Raw genomic sequence first — 17870 nt, 5'->3', positions numbered from 1 at the left:
AAACACTTGACCGCTGGGCGCGCTCCAATCACCTATTGGCCGATTTTTGAGGCGCCCAGAACCAGGAAGACATGGCCAAGGAAGATCTGATCGAGTTCTCCGGCACGGTGACGGAACTGCTGCCCAACGCGATGTTTCGCGTTAAGCTCGACAACGAACATGAAGTGCTTGCCCACACCTCCGGCAAGATGCGTAAAAATCGTATCCGCGTTCTGGCGGGCGATCGCGTCAATGTCGAGATGACGCCCTATGATTTGACCAAGGGGCGGATCACATTCCGCTTCAAGTAAGCGGAAAGAGGATTGCATGACTTCCAGCGAGACGCCTGTCCCGGCGCAGATCGTGTCGGGGCGTCCGGTGCTGGTGCTTGCGTCGGGATCGCCCCGGCGTCGGGAATTGCTGGCCCAGATCGGGCTGGTTCCTGACCAGGTGGACCCGGCGGATATTGACGAGACCCCCCATAAGGACGAGTTGCCGGCTGCCCATGCCCTGCGTTTGGCGCGGGAAAAAGCGGCACTGGTTGCCGCCCGGCATCCAGGATCCATCGTGCTGGCCGCCGATACGGTGGTCGGGCTGGGTCGCCGTATCCTGCCCAAGGCGGAGGATGCGGCAACCGCGCGGCGGTGCCTGTCCCTGCTGCAGGGACGGCGCCACCGGGTCCATACCGGCTTCAGCATTGTTGGCACGGATGGAAGGGTCTGGTCGCGGACGGTGGAAACCGCCGTTATCTTCCGCACCCTCTCCGAGTTCGAGATTGAGAGCTATATCGCCACCGGCGACTGGCAGGGCAAGGCTGGCGGCTATGCCATCCAGGGGCTGGCCAGCCTGTTCGTCCGCCAGATCAGCGGCAGCTACAGCAATGTGGTGGGCCTGCCGCTGACGGAAGTGGGGGGCACCCTGCGCGCGGCGGGGCTTGATGCGCTGACGCTGGCGGCTTCTGCCAGCCGGCAAGGCTGATGCGCCGCCTGCTGGTAGACCGGCAAGGGGCGCTGACCCGCTGCGCCCTTCTCACCGATAATGTGCTGACCGATCTGGCCATCGACCATGCGGGCCGTCCTGGCTGGCTGGGCGCTGTCATGCTGGGCCGTGTTACGCGGATCGCTGCCGGGCTGGATGCCGCCTTTGTCGAGATTGGCGATGCCAAGCCGGGCCTGCTGTCGGCCAGCGATGTGCGACCGCAACGGCGCGATGCCCGTATCGGCCAGTTGCTGCGCACGGGCCAGACGGTGACGGTCCAGGTCAAGGCCGATGCCCATGGGGACAAGGGGGCGACCCTGACCATGGATATCTCCCTGCCCGGTCGGTTCCTTGTTTTCACCCCGCTGGGCAATGGATTGCACCTGTCCAAGCGCCTGGGCAAAGGGCCGGAGGTGGCCCGCCTGCGCGCGCTGATGGAGCAGGAATTGCCGCGCATGGGGGGCTGGATCGTCCGCGCGGAAGCTGTTGCCGCCGATCCGGCCATGGTGCTGGGTGAGGCGGAGGCGCTTCTAGCGCAATGGCATGAGGCCGCCAAAGGGGCGGGCGCCACCGGCCCCGCCATGCTTTCGCCCGCGCCCGATGCGCTGCGCCGGGCGGTGACGGAACTGCCGCGCGATGGCTTGACGGAAATTCTGGTTGAAGGGGCCGATCTGCTGCCCCAGGTGCGTCAGGGGCTGACCGCTGTTGCGCCCGATCTGCTGCCGCTGCTGGCCCTGCACAAGGGCACCCAGCCCCTGTTTGCGCAGGGGGATGCGGATGGGGCCATTGCAGCCCTGGCGGGGCGGCGGGTGCCGCTGGCGGCCGGCGGCTCCCTTGTCATCGACCGGACTGAGGCGCTGACCGTCGTCGATGTGAATGGCGGGGAGCGGGGCAACCCGCTGGCGACCAATCTGGACGCCTGTCCGGAAATTGCCCGCCAGCTTCGCCTGCGCAATGTGGGTGGCATCGTGGTGGTGGATTTCGTCAATATGGCGCGGGCAGGGGACCGGGATGCGGTGATCCGCGCCCTGGCCGATGCGGTGGCCCCGGACGCGGTTGCCACCCATGTCTATGGCATGTCCCGCCTGGGGCTGGTTGAGGTGACACGGGCCCGCCGCGGCCCGCCGCTGGCCGACCTGCTGCAAGCCGAAGAGACAGAGAAGAGATGAGCGACGAACCGATTGATCTTTCCGCCGTGCGCCCGAAGCGCAAGGCCCCGTCCTGCCCGATCTGCGGGCGCCCCGTTGTCGTTGAATTCAAACCCTTCTGCTCCAAACGCTGTGCCGATATCGACCTGTCCCGATGGCTGGGTGAGGTCTATCGGGTGCCTGTGGAGGGGGAAGAGGAAGGGAGCGAACAAGGGTTGGAAAAAAATCGCAGGCTTGATGAATAAAAGTGCTTTACAGGGTCCGGCCAACTCTCTAAAAGGCCCTCCACCGGACGGCGGCACCGACGCTGACCGGCGATGAAGCGGACAACGCTTCATGAATTGATGCAGTGCCCAGGTAGCTCAGTCGGTAGAGCAGGGGATTGAAAATCCCCGTGTCGGCGGTTCGATTCCGTCCCTGGGCACCATCAGTTTTTCCAAAGGAAATCAATAGAATTTGTTTAGCTTGATGCCCTGATCCAAGGCGCATCGCGAGCCTTTTTTCTATTTGGGTTCCCAACCCCCATTCCTTCCCCGCGCACGCTTTTTGTTTGCTGGATGCGGCCTTCAGCTTGCCGCTTGTAGGTCACGCAGGCTGAAGGCCAGATTCAACTCTATCCGCTTACGGCTCCAGTCGGCATCAACCGGGCGCGGATAGGGGGCGGCGGCGCGGACTTGGCGTAGGGCGGCCTTATCCAGGCCCTGATGGCCGGAACTGTTCAGCAGTTCCACCCTCAGCAACCGTCCCCAATTATCCAGTTCCACAGCAATCCCGACGACCCCCTCCAGCCGCGCCTGGATGGCGTGGTGGGGGTAGCGCTTGTGCCTGTTGATCCAGGCCAGTACCTCGGCTTCGTAAGAGGCGGGCTGAACCTTGCCGCCCCCCTGGCTGCCATTCCGACCTGTATCCATGTTGCGGCGGTCGCCCTGATCACCCGCAATGCCTTGATTGCCGGTATCGGGTGGGCTGAGGGCGTGGGAAGCAGGCGCCGCATTTGAGGTGCTTTGCTGCTTCAGGGACGGGGCCGGTCGGGTCTGGATATGGATGCTGCTCACCCGCAGCATCGGCAGCGGCGGTGTCATCAATCGCGATACGGTCACGGGCGCTGGCATGTCCGGCTGCATAGCCACTTGTGGCTGCGGCACAGGGGTGGATGACAGGATCAGGGCGCCCTGGCTGGCCCCCCGCGACCCCTCGCCTGGATGGGGTACCGCCAGCATCCAGGATGCCACCGTGCCCACCATGAAAAGCCCGTAGAGCGCCGCATGGGACGCAGCGATCAAGGTTGCTGGCAATGCGCGTGGCTTCGCCTGGGCCGTCCCCCATTCAGGCCGCAGACGCCAGAGCGGCGGGCGCGCTTGCCACAGGAATGGGGCAGGCACCGGCGCAAGGGCCGGTTTCTGCGGGATATGATCCCTTTCCAGTACGGGGCGACGAAAGGCAACGGCCGCCACTGCAATACACTCCTATGCGTTTTCAGCGCCGCCGGATTGCGGCGGCGAGGACGGAAATGAGACAATATTGCAATTGCACATCATTCGCAATTGCAATACCCCATGGGCAGACCTGTCCCGGGACAGGCCTGAATGGACAAAGTATGGGGATGAAAATGGGGTTGATTCCATACGACCGTCTGCGCGGTCGTGCTTTGCTTGGTGTTTCCACGCTCGCGCTGTTTGCTGTGCCCGCCTTGGCGCAGCAGGATGCCGGGGCAGCGGAGACGGGCCAGCGCCCCACCATTTCGGTTGAAGAGAGTGCTACCCCGCCAGCACCCGCCTATGAAAGCACGGATGTTGTGGCAACCGGTCGCTCGGTGATCAGCCAGGAAGCGGTCCAGTCGCGGCAGACGGGGAATGGCGATGCGATGGAGTTGCTGAAGATTCTGCCGCATGTCCAGTTCAGCCGCAGCCAATACAGCACGGCGGCGACAGATATTCAGGATATACGTCCCTCCGATATTTCCATCTCCGGCGGGCGGTATTACGACAATTATTTCGCCATCGATGGGGTGGGGGCCAATTCCCGTCTGGATGTTGTTGATACGTCGGGTGCTCTCAATCCGGCTGATGCCTATGAAGTGGCGGGCAATCATGCCCAGAGCATCTGGGTTGATCCGTCCCTGATCGGCAGCATCGTTGTTGAGGACAGCAATATCAGCGCCCAATATGGTGGCTTCACCGGCGGCGTGGTGGATGTGCAGACCAAGCGGCCGGAAGCCCGCTGGGGGGCCACGGTCACCGGCAACTATACCAGCGACGGTATGGTGAATTTCAAGATCAGCAAGGCCGACCGGGCGGCGTTTGGCGCCGATCTGGCACCGAAGGTGGATTTTGAGAAATACCGTTTCGGCAGCACGCTGAACATGCCGCTGACTGACCGCACCCGCGTGCTGCTTGCGGCCAACCGAAGCCAGTCCAAGGTTGTCTATTACAAGACGGCAGCCTATGGCGGTACATCCTCGCCGCGCACCAGCACCAGCGACAACTTCATGCTCAAGGCTGAGCAGGATCTGGCGGATGATCTGTTGCTGACGGGGCAGGTGACCTATAGCCCCTACCGTAGTGAGTTCTCCTCCAACAACCGGATCGACGATCTCTCCAGCACCCATGGTGGTGGCCTGTCAGGCTATCTCAGCCTGGCCCGCACGGGTGACAGCGATGATTGGTCGGTGAAGTTGTCGCACACCTATTCCGACACTGACCGGGAATGGGCGCCGATCCATTATTCCTGGCCGTCCCGGTCACAGCGCGGGTCGTTCTGCAGCAGCACGAATTGCAGCGAAGGCGGTTTCGGCGATATCAACCAGCAGCAGACCGATACAGCCATCAAGGGCGACTGGACCCACCGGTTCGACAGTGCCGGCACGCTACGGCTGGGCACGGAATATACACGCGTTGAAGCGAAAAAGGAGCGGCCGGAAGATAATTACGCCTATAGCCGTGGCGTTGTCGGCACCAACATTGTCTGCAATACCAGCGTGGTCTGCATCGCCGGCGACACCGTGTTAACGCAGTACAGCGTCTATAAGGCGTATAAAGCCGATGTGGGATTGGACAGCTTCAACGCCTGGAGCGAATATAATCTCAGCTGGAACCGCTTCGATCTGCGGGCCGGCCTGCGGTATGATTATGAGAGCTTCCTTGGCAATCATGACATCAGCCCGCGCCTCAGCGTGGCCACGGCATTGCCGTGGGGAACGACCCTGACCCTGGGGGCAAACCGCTATTACAGCCGTGGTTTCCTGGGCTATGCGCTGCGGGAAAAATATCCCGATAATTACGTCTATCAGCGCGCGGCCACGGTGACCGGCGGCCGGCAGGTCTATAGCGATAATTGGGAGCTTTCCAGCTATTCCAAATCCACCCGCTATTCAAATTCAGATCTGGATACGCCCTATTCCAACGAGTTGACGGCTGCCCTCTCGGCGCCGCTCCCCTGGGGTTCTGTCCGGGTTAAGGGTATCCTGCGCAACAATAAGGACGAGATTACCCGCAAGCTGACAGCGGACAGCTACAGCTATGTCAATCCGGTGACTGGGCGCACCAGCACCTATCGCGATTACACGGTCAGCAATGACGGGGAGAGCCGGTATCGCGGCGTGTCGGTGGAGTGGAATGGCACTTGGCGCAATCACAGCCTGGCGCTGAACGGGGCCTGGAGTAAAACCAAGAGCAACTCGAACAGCTATTATGATCCGTCCGACTCACTGGAGGCGGAAGATAATATGATCTTCTTTGAAGGCCAACTCGTCTCCGAAGCGGACATCATCGCCCGTAATCGCCGGCTGGATTTCAGCACGCCCTGGAACGTCAATGCGGCGCTGACCTCCACCTGGTGGGAGGACCGCATCACAACCGTGCTGCATGGGCGCTGGAAAGCCGATTTCGAGCGCATCCAGGCTTCGGGTCAGACAACCCGCATTTCCGGCGTCAGTTATGAGGTGTGGGAGCAGCGTCACTATGATGGCTGGCTGGATCTGGGGCTGAATGTCCAGGCCAAGCTGGTGGAAACCAGCTTCGGCGGGCTGACTGCCGAGGCCCGGATCACCAATGTGCTGGATGCCCTGCCCAATACGGCGACCAGCGCCTCCAATCCCTACCAGATGGGCCGCTCTGTCTGGATGGGCCTGACCTACACCTACTGACGGGCGTGACCATCATGCGTATCTGGATGGTGGGGGCAATGGCGGCGATCATTCTGGTCGCCGCCTGTTCCACCGCACCAAGCACGCCGCAGGCTGCCGGGGCTGCCGATCCGGCAGCCCCGATGGATATAGCCGCGTTGCGGAGCCTTTATGCCGGCCCACCGGAAAGCTGGCCCCGCCCGACTCTGCTGCCGGGCGCGACCTTTGCTGAATTTGGTCCCGTGCCGCCGGCGCCGGAACCGGTGGAGAACCCAGCGACACCGGAGAAGGTGGCGCTGGGCAAGCGGTTGTTTGATGATCCCATCCTGTCCGGGTCGGGACAGATCGCGTGTTCCAACTGCCATAGTCCGGAACTGGGCTGGGGGGATGGCGTCCGCACCTCCTTTGGGCATGAGCGCCAGCGCGGCGCGCGCAACGCCCCCACGCTGATCGGCGTGGCCCACCGGAAAAGTTTCTTCTGGGACGGGCGGGCGGCGACTCTGGAAGAGCAGGCCAAAGGCCCGATCGCAAACCCGGTGGAGATGAATGCCGATCCGGCGGAGATCAAGGCGCGGCTGAACCGTCATGGCGATTATGCGGCCCGGTTCGCATCCGTTTTCGGCACCGGGCCTGTCACCATTGACCAGGTTGCCATGGCGCTCGCCGCGTTCGAGCGCACGATCAAACCCCGCCGCAGCAAATGGGATCGGGCGCTGGAACTGGGCACCCGTGTCCTGTCGGATCAGGAATTATCGGGGCTGCATCTGTTCCGCACCCAGGCAGGGTGCGCCAACTGCCATAACGGCCCGCTGTTCAGCGACGAGAAGTTCCATAATCTTGGGCTCAATTTCTATGGCCGTCCCCGCCAGGATCTGGGGCGGTACGCGGTGACGGGAAAGGCCGAGGATGTCGGTGCCTTCCGCACCCCGACCTTGCGCAGCATCGGTGCCACCGGCCCCTATATGCATGATGGCCTGTTTCCCAACCTGGAGGGGCTGGTCAATTTTTACAATGAAGGGGGGGCACGGCCACGGCCGCGGGCGGATCAGGTCCAAGACCCGCTTTTCCCAACGACCACACCCTTGCTGCGAAAACTGAACCTGTCGCGTGCGGACAAGGAGGCTCTGGTCGCCTTCCTGCGTACCTTGTGATGAGGAGTTAGAGTTTGTCAGGTTTAGGTTGGATCAACCTACACCGTCACCCCGGCGCAGGCCGGGGTCCAGTTTCGTAGAGCAATGCGCTTGTGACCCCTGCGCCGGGGTGACGGTAGTGAGGACTATTTCCGATTCCAACTAAACCAGACACATTCTAGAGCCGTGTGCGTTTAATCGGAAACGCACACGGCTCTAAGCCCTTGTTCAGCGAGCAGATTCACGCTCCAAAGCGATTCCGCTTTTCCGCGATCTGCTCTAGCGCTTGGCCGGCGGGGCGGTGGACCGGCGGATCACCAGCTTGTGCGGCAGCACACGATGGGCGATGGGGGGGGGAACCGTGTCGGACTGACGGCGATGGGCCAGCAGGTCGATCAGCACTTCCGCTGCCGCATCGGCCATTTCCTGGATCGGTTGCCGCACGGTGGTCAGCGGTGGCCACACCATTTCCGACAACTGGATATCGTCGAACCCGACCACGGACAGGTCACTGGGCAGCGACAGGCCCCGGTCATGGGCCACTGACAGGACGCCCGCCGCCATCTCGTCATTGCTGGCGAAGATGGCGGTCGGCGGATCGGCCAGGGACAGCAGGCGCCGCGCACCGGCCAGCGCAGAGCGGTAAGTGAAACCGCCCTGTTCCACGATCTCCGGCTCCGGCTCCAGCCCATATTCGCGCAAGGCGTCGCAATAGCCGCCATAACGCAGATCGGTGCCGGCATGGTTGGCGCGGCCTTTGATGAAGCCGATGCGGCGATGACCGAAAGCCAGAAGATGTAGGGTCAGGTCAGCCGCCGCGGCCCGTTCGTCAATCCGGACGGAGGATGCAGAGGGCGATTCCGTGGCCGGAGTGACGCGGATATAGGGCACGCCGGCCTCGTCCAGCACCTGCATCACCGCTTCATTATCAGTGACAGGGGCAGTCAGCACCACGCCATCCAGGTTCAACTGATGCACCAGTTTGCTGACGCGCTCCTGCACATCCCCGCCGCTGTAATCGATTTCTTCGATCAGCAGATGGTAGCCCTGCTGGCGGCAGCGGTTCAGCAGCCCCATCTGGATTTCACCGGTATAGGGACCACCCGGATCGCCATAGATATGGGCAATCAGATAGGACCGGTCGCCCTTCAGGCTCTGCGCGGACCGATTGGGCTGGAACTGAAGTTCCGCCATCGCCTTCATCACCCGTTCCCGCGTCTCGGCGCTGACATAACGCTCATTGTTCATGACGCGGGAAACAGTTTTGATCGAGGCGCCCGCGGCGCGGGCTACATCAATGATCGTCGGCTTACGCTCGGCCACGATTCCACACCCGGTTGTTATGGGTTGTCTAATCCAATCGCATGCGTGTCATATTGTTGCAAGCGTGTGATAATGTTGTCATAGCGGGGTTGGGCCAACCATATGATCTATCGGGCCAAAGATTCAGGCCTTTTTCTCCCATCCGCCGCGTTCATTCTGCTGCCAATAGGTCAGGCTGTGGCCCGCTTCCTTGGCCGCGCGCCAGCGCTGGCGCGCGGCGGCCACCGCATCCGGATCGTTCCCGTCAAACAGGTCGCAGGCCAGATTATAGTCGGCCAGGGCAGGGGTGGTTGTGCCACCGGTCAGGAACAGGACATGGGCGTTGTTGGCGCGGTCATCCTCGCTGGTGATCAGCACCGGCTGATGGGCAGGGTGCCCATCCTGGCGTGTGCCGTGGGGCAGGAAACTGTCGGGTTTATAAGTCCAGAGATGCTGGGACAGCGCCTGGGCACGTTCCTCGCCATCTGTCAGCACCAGGGCCTTCCATCCGCGCTCCAGCGACTTTTCCAGCAGGCCCGGCAGGGTCTGTTCCAGCGTGCGCAGCGTCAGATGGTAGAAGCGAAGCTCCGTCATGCGAGGTGCCAGATCAACGACGGGGGAACTGGCTGAAATCCACTTCCTGCGCCAGCGCCACCAGATCCTCATAGGTGCCGTTGCGGGTGGTCAGGATGATGATGCCATCCGACCCGGCCAGCAGTTGCACCGTGAAAAGGGGCGGTTTGGAATTGGGGAAGCGGGACACCACGGCGTGATGATCGGCGATCTTTTCCACCGTGCTGTCCGGCGGCAGGGAGGCCGTGTTCTTCACCGATCCCATCACGGCTTTGAACAGGGTGGGGCTGCGACCGGCACCGACCACCACTTCCACATGGCCGCGCTTATAGGTGGCTTCCGCCGTGGCGGCAGAATACATGGGCAACCCGCCGCGTGCCGGGCGCACCTCGCTCATCACCCATCCATCCGGCTCATCCGGCAGGGCGGCAGCCATGGTGCGGTTGACATTCGCCATGGCCGGGGTGACCAGGGCCAGACAGGCCAGCAGCAGGAAGGGGATCAAACGGCGGCCGGTCATCACATACTCCATAACGATCATCACCCCCTTCATTTAGCATAAAAGCGGCCGGGGAAAAGCCTGGGTGACAGTTCCGCAGGCTTTATACCCCGCCACTTTTGACTTTCCTCAGCGGCCCACCTCCACCCGCAATGCATATTCCGGCACCAGCCTGGCACCTTTCAGAACGGCCAATTGGCCATCTGCCGCCTGTGCCGGCTTCCATTCCTGCTGGATATAGATCGGCGCGTCACCGCGCAGCGGCATTACGGTCAGGGTCAAGGGCTGGGCGATTTCCGCCTTGAACCGTTTCAGGCCGATCTGCCAGACGGGGCCGTTGAAATAATGATCGTCCAGCAACTGGATACCGCTGAACAGCCGACCGACATCACCCTGATAATCCAGCTCCAGCCACGCATCGGCAACGCCCTGCAGGGCATCGCGCGGGATGGTGATCTTCCAGGCGGCGGATCGTCCAAACAGTTCCGGTGCCGGTTGCATCGCCGCCTTCGCGGCTCCGCCGGTACGGATGGGCGGTACGGGCCGCGCCTCCCGCAGGGGCTCGATGGTCACGGGCGTGGTGGGTTTGGCCGGAACTGTCGCTTCATAGGTGTGGAACAGCCCGTCCACCGTACCGCCCGGTGCGATGGCGGGCAGGCTGGCGTAGCGGAAGCGGTTATCGCCCCGGCGGCGCAGATCAATCCCCTTTTCGTCCGTGAACAGGTCGGCCTCGCTGATCAGGGCGAAGGCACGGCCGCCAATATCGGCCAGCGTCAGGTCTTCCGCCTGCTTTTCTGTCAGGATCAGCAGGCGCTTGGCTGCTCCGCCAGCGGTGAAGTCGATTACGGCGCCGGTGCCGGGTTCCAGCCCCTGGATGCGGCTGATGCCATCCGCTGCGGTAATTTTCCCGCCTGCCGTCCGGATGGCGTCAGCACCCCGCAGCGCCAGTTCCACCGGCACGCCCGGTTCGGCCTGCAGGATATGGGTTTCCACACCCGCCACCATCAGCTTTGTCACGGGCTGGGCTGTGGCATAGGCAAGGGTGGCCCCGCCCAGATCCATATTCACCGGCCAGATGAAATGGGCCCCCGCCGGCAAGGTCACCGGGCTTTGCGGGAAGGTCACCCGCCCGCCCGGCAGGTCCAGGGCGAAGCGAACATCCTGGGCGGGTGCCATCTGATATTGGCGGACATGGCTGTTATAGAACAGGAAGGCACTGTCCCCCTGGCTGCGCACCGACCAGCGCGGCGTGGACAGGTCATCCAGGGCCTTGGGCAGGGTGGCCGGGGCGTGCGGGATCATCGGCGCCAACTTGTCGCCATAGGCCCGCATGAACAGATGGTAAGGGCGGATTTTGCGCAAGACCGGGCGCATATCGCCATATTGGCCCAGAGGGGCCTGGAAATCATAGCCGATGATCGGCGTGTCATTATGGCCGCCGCTGCCGGTATTTTCTTCCAGCGTTGTCCGCCCCATCGGGTTGCGCCCGCCATGGAACATGTAATAGCCGAACAGGTTGACGCCGGACCCCACCTGAACTGGCAGCATGGCGGAGATATCGGCGGGGTCGATCACGGCGCGGCGGCGATACATGGCCGGCACGCCACCGCCATATTCCGCCCCCAGGAAAGGCGTGTGCGGGATATCCGGATCGGCATCGCCGCGCCGTGTGGCCGTTGTCTGGGCGCCCAGATTGCCACTGACCCGGCTGTCAAAACGGAAGGCATAGGTTTCCTTCGGCGGCAGGATTTCGGGGCTGGCCTTCCAGGGCTCGTCCGGATAGCCGCCGAAGACGGGCACCACCTCGCCGCTGGGATAGACGGCCTGATCCCAGCCGGTCACCGTATAAAGCGGTACATCGAATCCTGCTGCCAGGGCCATCCGCTTCAGGGTGGCAATATGGTCCCGCCCCTGGCCGGGGCCGGTCAGGTTATATTCATTCTCCAACTGGACGCCGATGATGGGGCCGCCATTCTTCCACAGCAGACCGGAAACCTGCTTCGCGATCTGCCGGTAATAGCGGTCCACATAGGACAGATATTGCTGATCATCGCCGCGTGTCGGCATGGCATGGACAACCCAGTCCGGGATGCCGCCATAGCGCACCTCCGCATGTGACCAGGGGCCGATCCGGACCACCAGTTTTAACCCATGTTTGGCGCAGAGTTCGGCGAAGCGGCGCAGATCGCGGTCGCCTTCCCACGTGAAGGTGCCCTCCACCTCCTCATGATGGTTCCAGATGATATAGGTGGCCACGATGTCGATGCCGGCCGCCTTCATCTTGCGTAACTGTTCTTCCCAATAGACGGCGGGAAAGCGGGTATAGTGGAACTCCCCCATCACCGGCATCCAGGGTTTGCCGTTCAGGGTCAGATAGCGATTGTTGATGGCGATACGGGGGCCGTCCGGGTGGCGGCCTTCGCCCATCTTCAGATAGTTGGTTTCCAGGGCGGGCGGCTGTTTGGTCGCGTCTACAGTCAACAAGGTTTCCGCGGTCGCCGTTCCCGTCAATGGTGCAGCAGCCACCAATCCAGCCATCGCCATCATCAAGGCGAGGCGGCGTCTATCCAAACCCATTCACATCCTCCCAACAGCCGGTTTTTCCTTATCCGGAAATATTATCTGATAAATATGGGAGAATGAACCACTGTTGGAGAGGCTGGAAATGAAACAGGGCCCCGCGATGGGGGCCCTGTAAAATCCATTCCGGACGGGGAACGGGTGAGGGATCAACCCTCGTAATGATCCGCAACCAGCCGGTCCAGCAGGCGGACACCAAAGGCGGTTGCACCCTTCGGCACCATGCCCTTGTCGGCCTTGGTCCAGGCGGTGCCGGCAATGTCCAGATGCGCCCAGGGCGTGTCATTGACAAAGCGCTGCAGGAACTGGGCACCGATGATGGAACCGGCATTCATCGGGCGACCGATATTCTTCATATCGGCGATGTCGCTGTCGATATCCTTGTCATAGGCCGGGGCCAGCGGCAGACGCCACAGCTTCTCACCCGTTGCCAGACCGGCCTCGGTCAGCTTGCCCGCCAACTCATCATTGTTGGAGAACAGGCCGGCATGCTCGTTGCCCAGGCTGACAATGACGGCGCCGGTCAGCGTGGCCAGATCGACCATGAATTTCGGCTTGAACTGGTCCTGGCAGTACCAGAGGGCGTCGGCCAGCACCAGACGGCCTTCGGCGTCGGTGTTCAGCACCTCGATCGTCTGGCCGGACATGGAGGTCACCACGTCGCCCGGACGCTGGGCATTGCCGTCGGGCATATTCTCGGCCAGGGCGACGATACCAACGACGTTGGCCTTCGCCTTACGGCCGGCCAGGGCGGCCATCAGGCCGATCACGGTGCCGGAACCGCCCATGTCCCACTTCATGTCATCCATGTTGGCGGCAGGCTTGATGGAGATGCCGCCGGTATCAAAGGTGATGCCCTTGCCGACAAAGGCAACGGGGGCATCGCCCTTGGCGCCGCCATTCCACTTCATCACCACCAGACGCGGCGGCTGGGTGGAGCCCTGGCCCACGCCCAGCAGCGCGCCCATGCCCAGCTTCTTCATCTTCTTCTCATCCAGAACATCGACCTCCAGGCCGATCTTCTCCAGCGCGACGCAGCGGTCGGCCAGGGTCTCCGGATAGATCACGTTCGGCGGCTCGGTCACCACGTCGCGGGTCAGGAAGATGCCGTCGGCGATCTTCTCCAGCTTGTCCCACGCCTTCTTGGCGTCCTTGGTCGCCTCGACCTGCACCGTCACCTTGGTGATGGACGGCTTTTTGTCGGCGGTCAGTGTGGAATGGTACTTGTCGAAGCGGTAGCTGCGCAGATAGGCGCCGAAGGCGGCCTCTGCGGCGAACAGGCCGGGTTCGACCTTCAGCGCATGGTCATCGACCACCAGCGCCACTTCCGCCTCACCGCTGAACTGCACGGCGGCCAGCACGGCGGCGCCGACATTGTTGGCGGTCAGCGCGCCGGCATCGGCGCCGATGCCGACCAGCAGCAAGCGCGATACATCCAGCCCGGCCGGGGCCACCAGGTTCAGCACTTCCTCGGCCTTGCCCTTGAAGCGGGCGGCTTCGATGGCGCGCGCGATCTGGCCGCCGCTGCGCTGATCCAGGTCACGACCGAAAGTGCCCAGCGCGCGGTCGGCAGCGACGGTTACGGCCAGAATACCGGCCTTGGGCAGGCTGGGCGACGAGAAGGCGATTTTCATTCAGGTGGCTCTCTGGTTGTCCGGATTCGCGTTTCGCGGAAAGGTTCCGCCGGTTCCGGCGTTGTGTGTATGGCAGAGAGTCGATAAAGAACAGCGGCGGCGTGGTGTCAAGGTCAGCGGCGATACAAAAAAGGCCCGGTCGCACAAACCCACCCCCGGAAATGTGGATCGGCGTGGCGATGGCCGCCACGTTCAGGACGCAATCGCCGGATAGGTGCTGATACGTGTAAACTGGTCAGCCATCGCCATGTCTCCGTTCCTTATCGTAAAGGGCGGCCAACCCGGAAAGCCATGTACCAGATCAACCGTTACCTGCTGCGCAATCTCGCCGTCGCTACGGCCGCGGTGACTGGTGCCCTGTCGGCGGCGATCTGGTTGACCCAGTCGCTGCGGCTTGTGGAACTGGTGGTGGAAGGGGGCGCCTCGTTCGGGGCTTTCCTGCAACTGGCGATGCTGGCTTTTCCGACCTTCCTGTCGTTGGTGCTGCCTTTCGGGCTGCTGGCCGGGGTGCTGTTCACCTATAATCGCATGACGGCGGACAGCGAACTGGTGGTGATGCGGGCGGCGGGCCTGGGGCCGCTGTCCCTGGCCCGCCCGGCGCTTGCCCTGGGGATGGTCGTGGTGCTTTTGTGTTTCGCCCTGACCATCCATATCGGCCCGGCGGCGCAGCGTCAGCTTGTCGCCATGCGACAGTCGGTCCGGTCCGACATTTCTGCCGCCCTGCTCCGCGAAGGCACCTTTAACGAGCTGGGGGACGGGCTGACGGTCTATGTCCGGGACCGGCTGGCCGATGGCACGCTGGTGGACCTGTTGATCCATGATACGCGGCAGCCCGGTTCCATCAGTACGGTCGTTGCCCAGCGCGGCACGCTGACCGATGCTGACGGGCAACCTCGTGTGCTGGTGCATGACGGGACACAGACGAAATTCACCCCCGCCACCGGCAAGACGGACTGGCTGGAATTTGAACGGTACGCTGTGGACCTTCAGGCCCTGCGCAAGGAATTCACGGCCCGGTGGGTGGAGCCGCGGGAGCGGACGCTGACCCAGCTGTGGCATCCCGATGACAGCGAGGATGACAAGCGTTTCGCCGGCCGTATCCGGGCGGAATTGCATAATCGTCTGGCGAGCCCCTTCCTGGCGCTGTCCTTCGCCGTGATCGGCCTGTGTGCCTTGTTGCCAGGGGAATTTTCCCGACGCGGGCGGGGCCAGCGCGTCACTATTGCCGCCGTTGGGGCGCTGGTGCTGCAGGCGGGGACGCTGGGCATCGTCAACCTGATTGGCAAGGCACCGGCCCTGACGCCGCTGCTTTATATGGTTGCCATCCTGCCGATTCCGCTGGGCCTCTGGTATCTTCAGCGTGTGCAACTGGCTGGCCTATGGCGCCGGTCGCCGCCGCCTGCGGCGCGCCTGGCGGGGGAGGGCTGAGTGATGCGCCTGTCCGCAACCTTTTCCCATTATGTCGGCCGCCAGTTTCTGCTCTGGTTCATGGCAGGGCTGTCGGCGCTTCTGGCCTTGGTCTATCTGCTGGATACGGTTGAACTGCTCCGTCGCGCTGCGAACCGGCCGGAAGCCACGTTTGACATTGTGGTCACGATGGGGCTGCTGAAACTGCCGGAAATCGGGCAGGAGATATTCCCCTTCGTTATCCTTTTTGGCGGCATGTACACCTTCTTCAGGCTGACACGCAGCCAAGAGCTTGTGGTTGCCCGCGCCAGCGGCATCAGCGTCTGGCAGTTCATGACCCCGGTGCTCGCCTGGGCCATGGTGATTGGGATCGTGCTGGTCACGGTGCTGAACCCGATCTTCGCCGCCATGCTGAATCGGTATGAGAAGCTGGAGAACCGGTACATCCGGGGGATGACATCCTCCCTGGATGTCGGCAGTTCCGGTATCTGGCTGCGGCAGGTGACAGAGAGCGGGGGGTATCGCATCCATGCAGAATCGGTGGTCCCCGGCACGCTGGAACTGCGGCGCGTCATGGTGTTGCTCTCCAGCCCGACCCGTCCGCTGTCTGCCCGGCTGGATGCAGCATCTGCCGTGCTTCAGCCCGGTTACTGGGACTTGACAGAGGTCTGGTACAACCAGCCGGGGGAAGCGCCCCGCTTCCTGGCACGGTACCGGCTGGAAACCGACCTGACGGAAGATCGTATCCAGGAGAGTTTCGCTTCTCCCGATACCTTGTCCTTCTGGGAATTGCCCAGTTTTATCCGCACACTGGAATTGACCGGCCTGTCGCCGGTACGGCACCGGCTTTACTGGCACACGCTGCTGGCGCAGCCGGTGCTGTTTGCCGCCATGGTGTTGCTGGCAGCGGCCTTCTCCCTGCGGCAGATGCGGGGTGGTGGCACATTGCAGCTTATTGGTGCCGGTGTCGTATCGGCGCTGCTGCTGTTCATCATCAAGGATGTGATCATGGCGCTCGGCATGTCTGGCTCCATTCCCGTGCTGCTGGCGGCCTGGGCGCCGGCCGGCGTCACGGTGATGTTGTCGGCGGCGGCCCTGCTGCATACGGAGGATGGTTGACCCATGAAATGCGACAGACGCACCGTCGGGCATGAATTTGCCGACACGCTTTGCCTTCCGGCGACCAGTTCTCTATAAGAAGCACCCTATGATGCAGCCTGTGATCCGACTGACCATGAAAAGCTTCGCGCGCAAAGCCTTGTTCGGGGCGACTGCCCTTGCCCTGTCCATCCCGCTTGCGCCCTTTCAGGGACAGGCGGTGGCGCAACCGGCCCAATTGGGCCGTATCGCCGCCATCGTGAATGAATCGCCGATCACGATGAACGATGTGGAAGGGCGCATGCAGCTCGCCATCGTCTCGTCCGGTCTGCCTGACACGCCGGAAACGCGCCAGCGCCTGCTGCCCCAGGTGCTGCGTCTGCTGACCGACGAGGCGCTGCAGATTCAGGAAGCGCGCGAGCGCAACATGACGGTTACCGAAGATGAATTGAACCGCGCCCTGGATGAGACGGCCGAGCGCAATCGCATGACGCGCGACCAGTTGCAGGCGGCATTGGGGCAGGCGGGTGTTCCCTGGACGACCATGCGCCAGCAGATGCTGGCTCAGCTTGCCTGGAACAAGGTGGTGCAGCGTGTGGTGCGCCAGCAGGTGAACATCGCCGACAGCGAAGTGAACGCCTATATCGAGCGCATCCGCCAGAATGCCGGCAAGCCGGAATATCATGTGGCGGAAATCTTCCTGGCCGTGGACAACCCCGCCAGCGAGGAAGAGGTGCGCCGGCTGGGTGAGCGTCTGGTTGATCAGATCAGCCAGGGTGCCAATTTCAATGCCGTCGCCCAGCAATTTTCCCAGTCCGCCGGTGCCGCCACCGGTGGTGACCTGGGGTGGATTCAGCAGGGCCAGTTGGAAGAAGGGCTTGACCGGGCGCTGCAGCAGTTGCGGCCCGGTCAGTTCTCCCGCCCGATCCGGGGTGCCGCCGGTTATCATATCCTGTGGCTGCAGGAAGAGCGGGCGGTTGCCGCTGGCGATCCCAAGAATATCCAGGTCAGCGTCGGTCAGTTCGTCGTTCCTCTCAACGATCCCGCCCAGCAGGCGCAGTTGACGGAAGCAGTGGGCGAGCTGGGGCGCACTGCCAAGGGCTGCGAAGCCTTGGCGCAGGCGGCCCAGTCCATTCCCGGTGCCCAGGTCTTCACCCAGCCCAGCACCCGGCTGGGGGATATCCCGGAACAGATTTCCAGCCTGATCGGCGGCCTCGGTGTTGGCAATGCCACCGACCCGCTGGTGACGGATCGTGGCGTCATGCTGCTGATGGTCTGTGACCGGGTGGTGCCGGAAGGCAGCCTGCCGCCGGCGGATCAGGTGCGTGGTGCCTTGTTCCAGGAGCGCATGGATCTTCAGCAGCGGCGCTATCTGCGCGATCTGCGCCGCCAGGCGACGATCGAAACCCGGCTGTGACC

General features: G+C 62.9%; 15 protein-coding genes and 1 tRNA gene. 10 read left to right on the top strand and 6 right to left on the bottom strand.

Annotated features, from left to right (window positions below; translation table 11 throughout):
- Positions 1–71: 71 nt before the first annotated feature.
- The 5 genes from infA to G473_RS0121745 all read left to right on the top strand — a co-directional run bounded on the left by infA (position 72) and on the right by G473_RS0121745 (position 2532).
- Entirely contained in the window at positions 72–290 is a 219-nt protein-coding gene (gene infA / locus G473_RS0121765) for a translation initiation factor IF-1 (protein WP_028097283.1), read from the top strand.
- A 16-nt stretch (positions 291–306) separates the two neighbouring features.
- Positions 307–957 (top strand): Maf family protein, encoded by a 651-nt coding sequence (locus G473_RS0121760; protein WP_051330565.1) that lies wholly within the window; start codon positions 307–309, stop codon positions 955–957.
- Positions 957–2126 (top strand): ribonuclease E/G, encoded by a 1170-nt coding sequence (locus G473_RS0121755; RefSeq protein ID WP_029014841.1) that lies wholly within the window; start codon positions 957–959, stop codon positions 2124–2126. Before G473_RS0121760 ends, G473_RS0121755 begins: the two co-directional genes overlap by 1 nt.
- The gene (locus G473_RS0121750; RefSeq protein ID WP_029014840.1) at positions 2123–2350 is read left to right on the top strand and encodes a DNA gyrase inhibitor YacG; all 228 of its coding nucleotides are present in this window, start codon (positions 2123–2125) and stop codon (positions 2348–2350) included. The genes G473_RS0121755 and G473_RS0121750 overlap by 4 nt, the downstream gene beginning before the upstream one ends.
- Before the next feature lie 106 nt (positions 2351–2456).
- Positions 2457–2532: transfer RNA gene (locus G473_RS0121745), tRNA-Phe, on the top strand.
- Positions 2533–2671: 139 nt separating this feature from the next.
- On the opposite strand, the gene G473_RS0121740 is transcribed toward G473_RS0121745, so the two are convergent.
- Positions 2672–3400 carry an energy transducer TonB gene (locus G473_RS0121740; RefSeq protein WP_154667513.1) on the bottom strand — a complete coding sequence of 243 codons (729 nt, stop codon included), beginning with the start codon at positions 3398–3400 and terminating at the stop codon, positions 2672–2674.
- 314 nt (positions 3401–3714) lie between these two features.
- Here G473_RS0121740 and G473_RS0121735 point away from each other — a divergent pair, with 314 nt between their 5' ends.
- Entirely contained in the window at positions 3715–6249 is a 2535-nt protein-coding gene (locus G473_RS0121735) for a TonB-dependent receptor plug domain-containing protein (RefSeq protein WP_035708539.1), read from the top strand.
- 14 nt (positions 6250–6263) lie between these two features.
- Entirely contained in the window at positions 6264–7379 is a 1116-nt protein-coding gene (locus G473_RS0121730; RefSeq protein ID WP_029014837.1) for a cytochrome-c peroxidase, read from the top strand.
- A gap of 258 nt (positions 7380–7637) precedes the next feature.
- Here G473_RS0121730 and G473_RS0121725 read toward each other — a convergent pair whose 3' ends face one another.
- From G473_RS0121725 to G473_RS0121705, 5 genes are all read right to left on the bottom strand, one after another.
- Positions 7638–8681, bottom strand: a complete 1044-nt coding sequence (locus tag G473_RS0121725; RefSeq protein ID WP_029014836.1) for a LacI family DNA-binding transcriptional regulator — start codon at positions 8679–8681, stop codon at positions 7638–7640.
- Positions 8682–8804: 123 nt separating this feature from the next.
- Complete coding sequence (locus tag G473_RS0121720) at positions 8805–9254, bottom strand: DNA polymerase III subunit chi (protein ID WP_029014835.1); 450 nt, start codon at positions 9252–9254, stop codon at positions 8805–8807.
- 13 nt (positions 9255–9267) lie between these two features.
- The gene (locus tag G473_RS0121715; RefSeq protein ID WP_154667512.1) at positions 9268–9753 is read right to left on the bottom strand and encodes a hypothetical protein; all 486 of its coding nucleotides are present in this window, start codon (positions 9751–9753) and stop codon (positions 9268–9270) included.
- A gap of 108 nt (positions 9754–9861) precedes the next feature.
- Positions 9862–12309, bottom strand: coding sequence for a beta-galactosidase (locus tag G473_RS0121710; protein ID WP_051330564.1), 2448 nt, complete (start codon positions 12307–12309; stop codon positions 9862–9864).
- Between the two features lie 152 nt (positions 12310–12461).
- Complete coding sequence (locus tag G473_RS0121705; protein ID WP_029014832.1) at positions 12462–13946, bottom strand: leucyl aminopeptidase; 1485 nt, start codon at positions 13944–13946, stop codon at positions 12462–12464.
- 291 nt (positions 13947–14237) lie between these two features.
- Here G473_RS0121705 and lptF point away from each other — a divergent pair, with 291 nt between their 5' ends.
- The 3 genes from lptF to G473_RS0121690 all read left to right on the top strand — a co-directional run bounded on the left by lptF (position 14238) and on the right by G473_RS0121690 (position 17868).
- The gene (gene lptF, locus G473_RS28290; protein WP_051330563.1) at positions 14238–15374 is read left to right on the top strand and encodes an LPS export ABC transporter permease LptF; all 1137 of its coding nucleotides are present in this window, start codon (positions 14238–14240) and stop codon (positions 15372–15374) included.
- Positions 15375–15377: 3 nt separating this feature from the next.
- Entirely contained in the window at positions 15378–16472 is a 1095-nt protein-coding gene (gene lptG, locus G473_RS0121695; RefSeq protein ID WP_029014831.1) for an LPS export ABC transporter permease LptG, read from the top strand.
- 88 nt (positions 16473–16560) lie between these two features.
- Positions 16561–17868 carry a peptidylprolyl isomerase gene (locus tag G473_RS0121690; protein ID WP_029014830.1) on the top strand — a complete coding sequence of 436 codons (1308 nt, stop codon included), beginning with the start codon at positions 16561–16563 and terminating at the stop codon, positions 17866–17868.
- Positions 17869–17870: the final 2 nt, after the last annotated feature.

Source organism: Niveispirillum irakense DSM 11586, from assembly GCF_000429645.1.
Taxonomy (GTDB): domain Bacteria; phylum Pseudomonadota; class Alphaproteobacteria; order Azospirillales; family Azospirillaceae; genus Niveispirillum; species Niveispirillum irakense.
This window is presented reverse-complemented; position numbering and strand designations above follow the sequence as displayed.

Excerpts from the sequence above, each read along its gene's own strand:
- G473_RS0121705 (WP_029014832.1), bottom strand. The coding sequence starts at position 13,946 with ATGAAAATCGCCTTCTCGTCGCCCAGCCTGCCCAAGGCCGGTATTCTG.
- G473_RS0121690 (WP_029014830.1), top strand. The coding sequence starts at position 16,561 with ATGATGCAGCCTGTGATCCGACTGACCATGAAAAGCTTCGCGCGCAAA.
- G473_RS0121760 (WP_051330565.1), top strand. The coding sequence starts at position 307 with ATGACTTCCAGCGAGACGCCTGTCCCGGCGCAGATCGTGTCGGGGCGT.
- G473_RS0121730 (WP_029014837.1), top strand. The coding sequence starts at position 6,264 with ATGCGTATCTGGATGGTGGGGGCAATGGCGGCGATCATTCTGGTCGCC.
- G473_RS0121755 (WP_029014841.1), top strand. The coding sequence starts at position 957 with ATGCGCCGCCTGCTGGTAGACCGGCAAGGGGCGCTGACCCGCTGCGCC.
- lptF (WP_051330563.1), top strand. The coding sequence starts at position 14,238 with ATGTACCAGATCAACCGTTACCTGCTGCGCAATCTCGCCGTCGCTACG.
- G473_RS0121750 (WP_029014840.1), top strand. The coding sequence starts at position 2,123 with ATGAGCGACGAACCGATTGATCTTTCCGCCGTGCGCCCGAAGCGCAAG.
- infA (WP_028097283.1), top strand. The coding sequence starts at position 72 with ATGGCCAAGGAAGATCTGATCGAGTTCTCCGGCACGGTGACGGAACTG.
- G473_RS0121720 (WP_029014835.1), bottom strand. The coding sequence starts at position 9,254 with ATGACGGAGCTTCGCTTCTACCATCTGACGCTGCGCACGCTGGAACAG.
- G473_RS0121710 (WP_051330564.1), bottom strand. The coding sequence starts at position 12,309 with ATGGGTTTGGATAGACGCCGCCTCGCCTTGATGATGGCGATGGCTGGA.
- lptG (WP_029014831.1), top strand. The coding sequence starts at position 15,378 with ATGCGCCTGTCCGCAACCTTTTCCCATTATGTCGGCCGCCAGTTTCTG.
- G473_RS0121735 (WP_035708539.1), top strand. The coding sequence starts at position 3,715 with ATGGGGTTGATTCCATACGACCGTCTGCGCGGTCGTGCTTTGCTTGGT.
- G473_RS0121715 (WP_154667512.1), bottom strand. The coding sequence starts at position 9,753 with ATGACCGGCCGCCGTTTGATCCCCTTCCTGCTGCTGGCCTGTCTGGCC.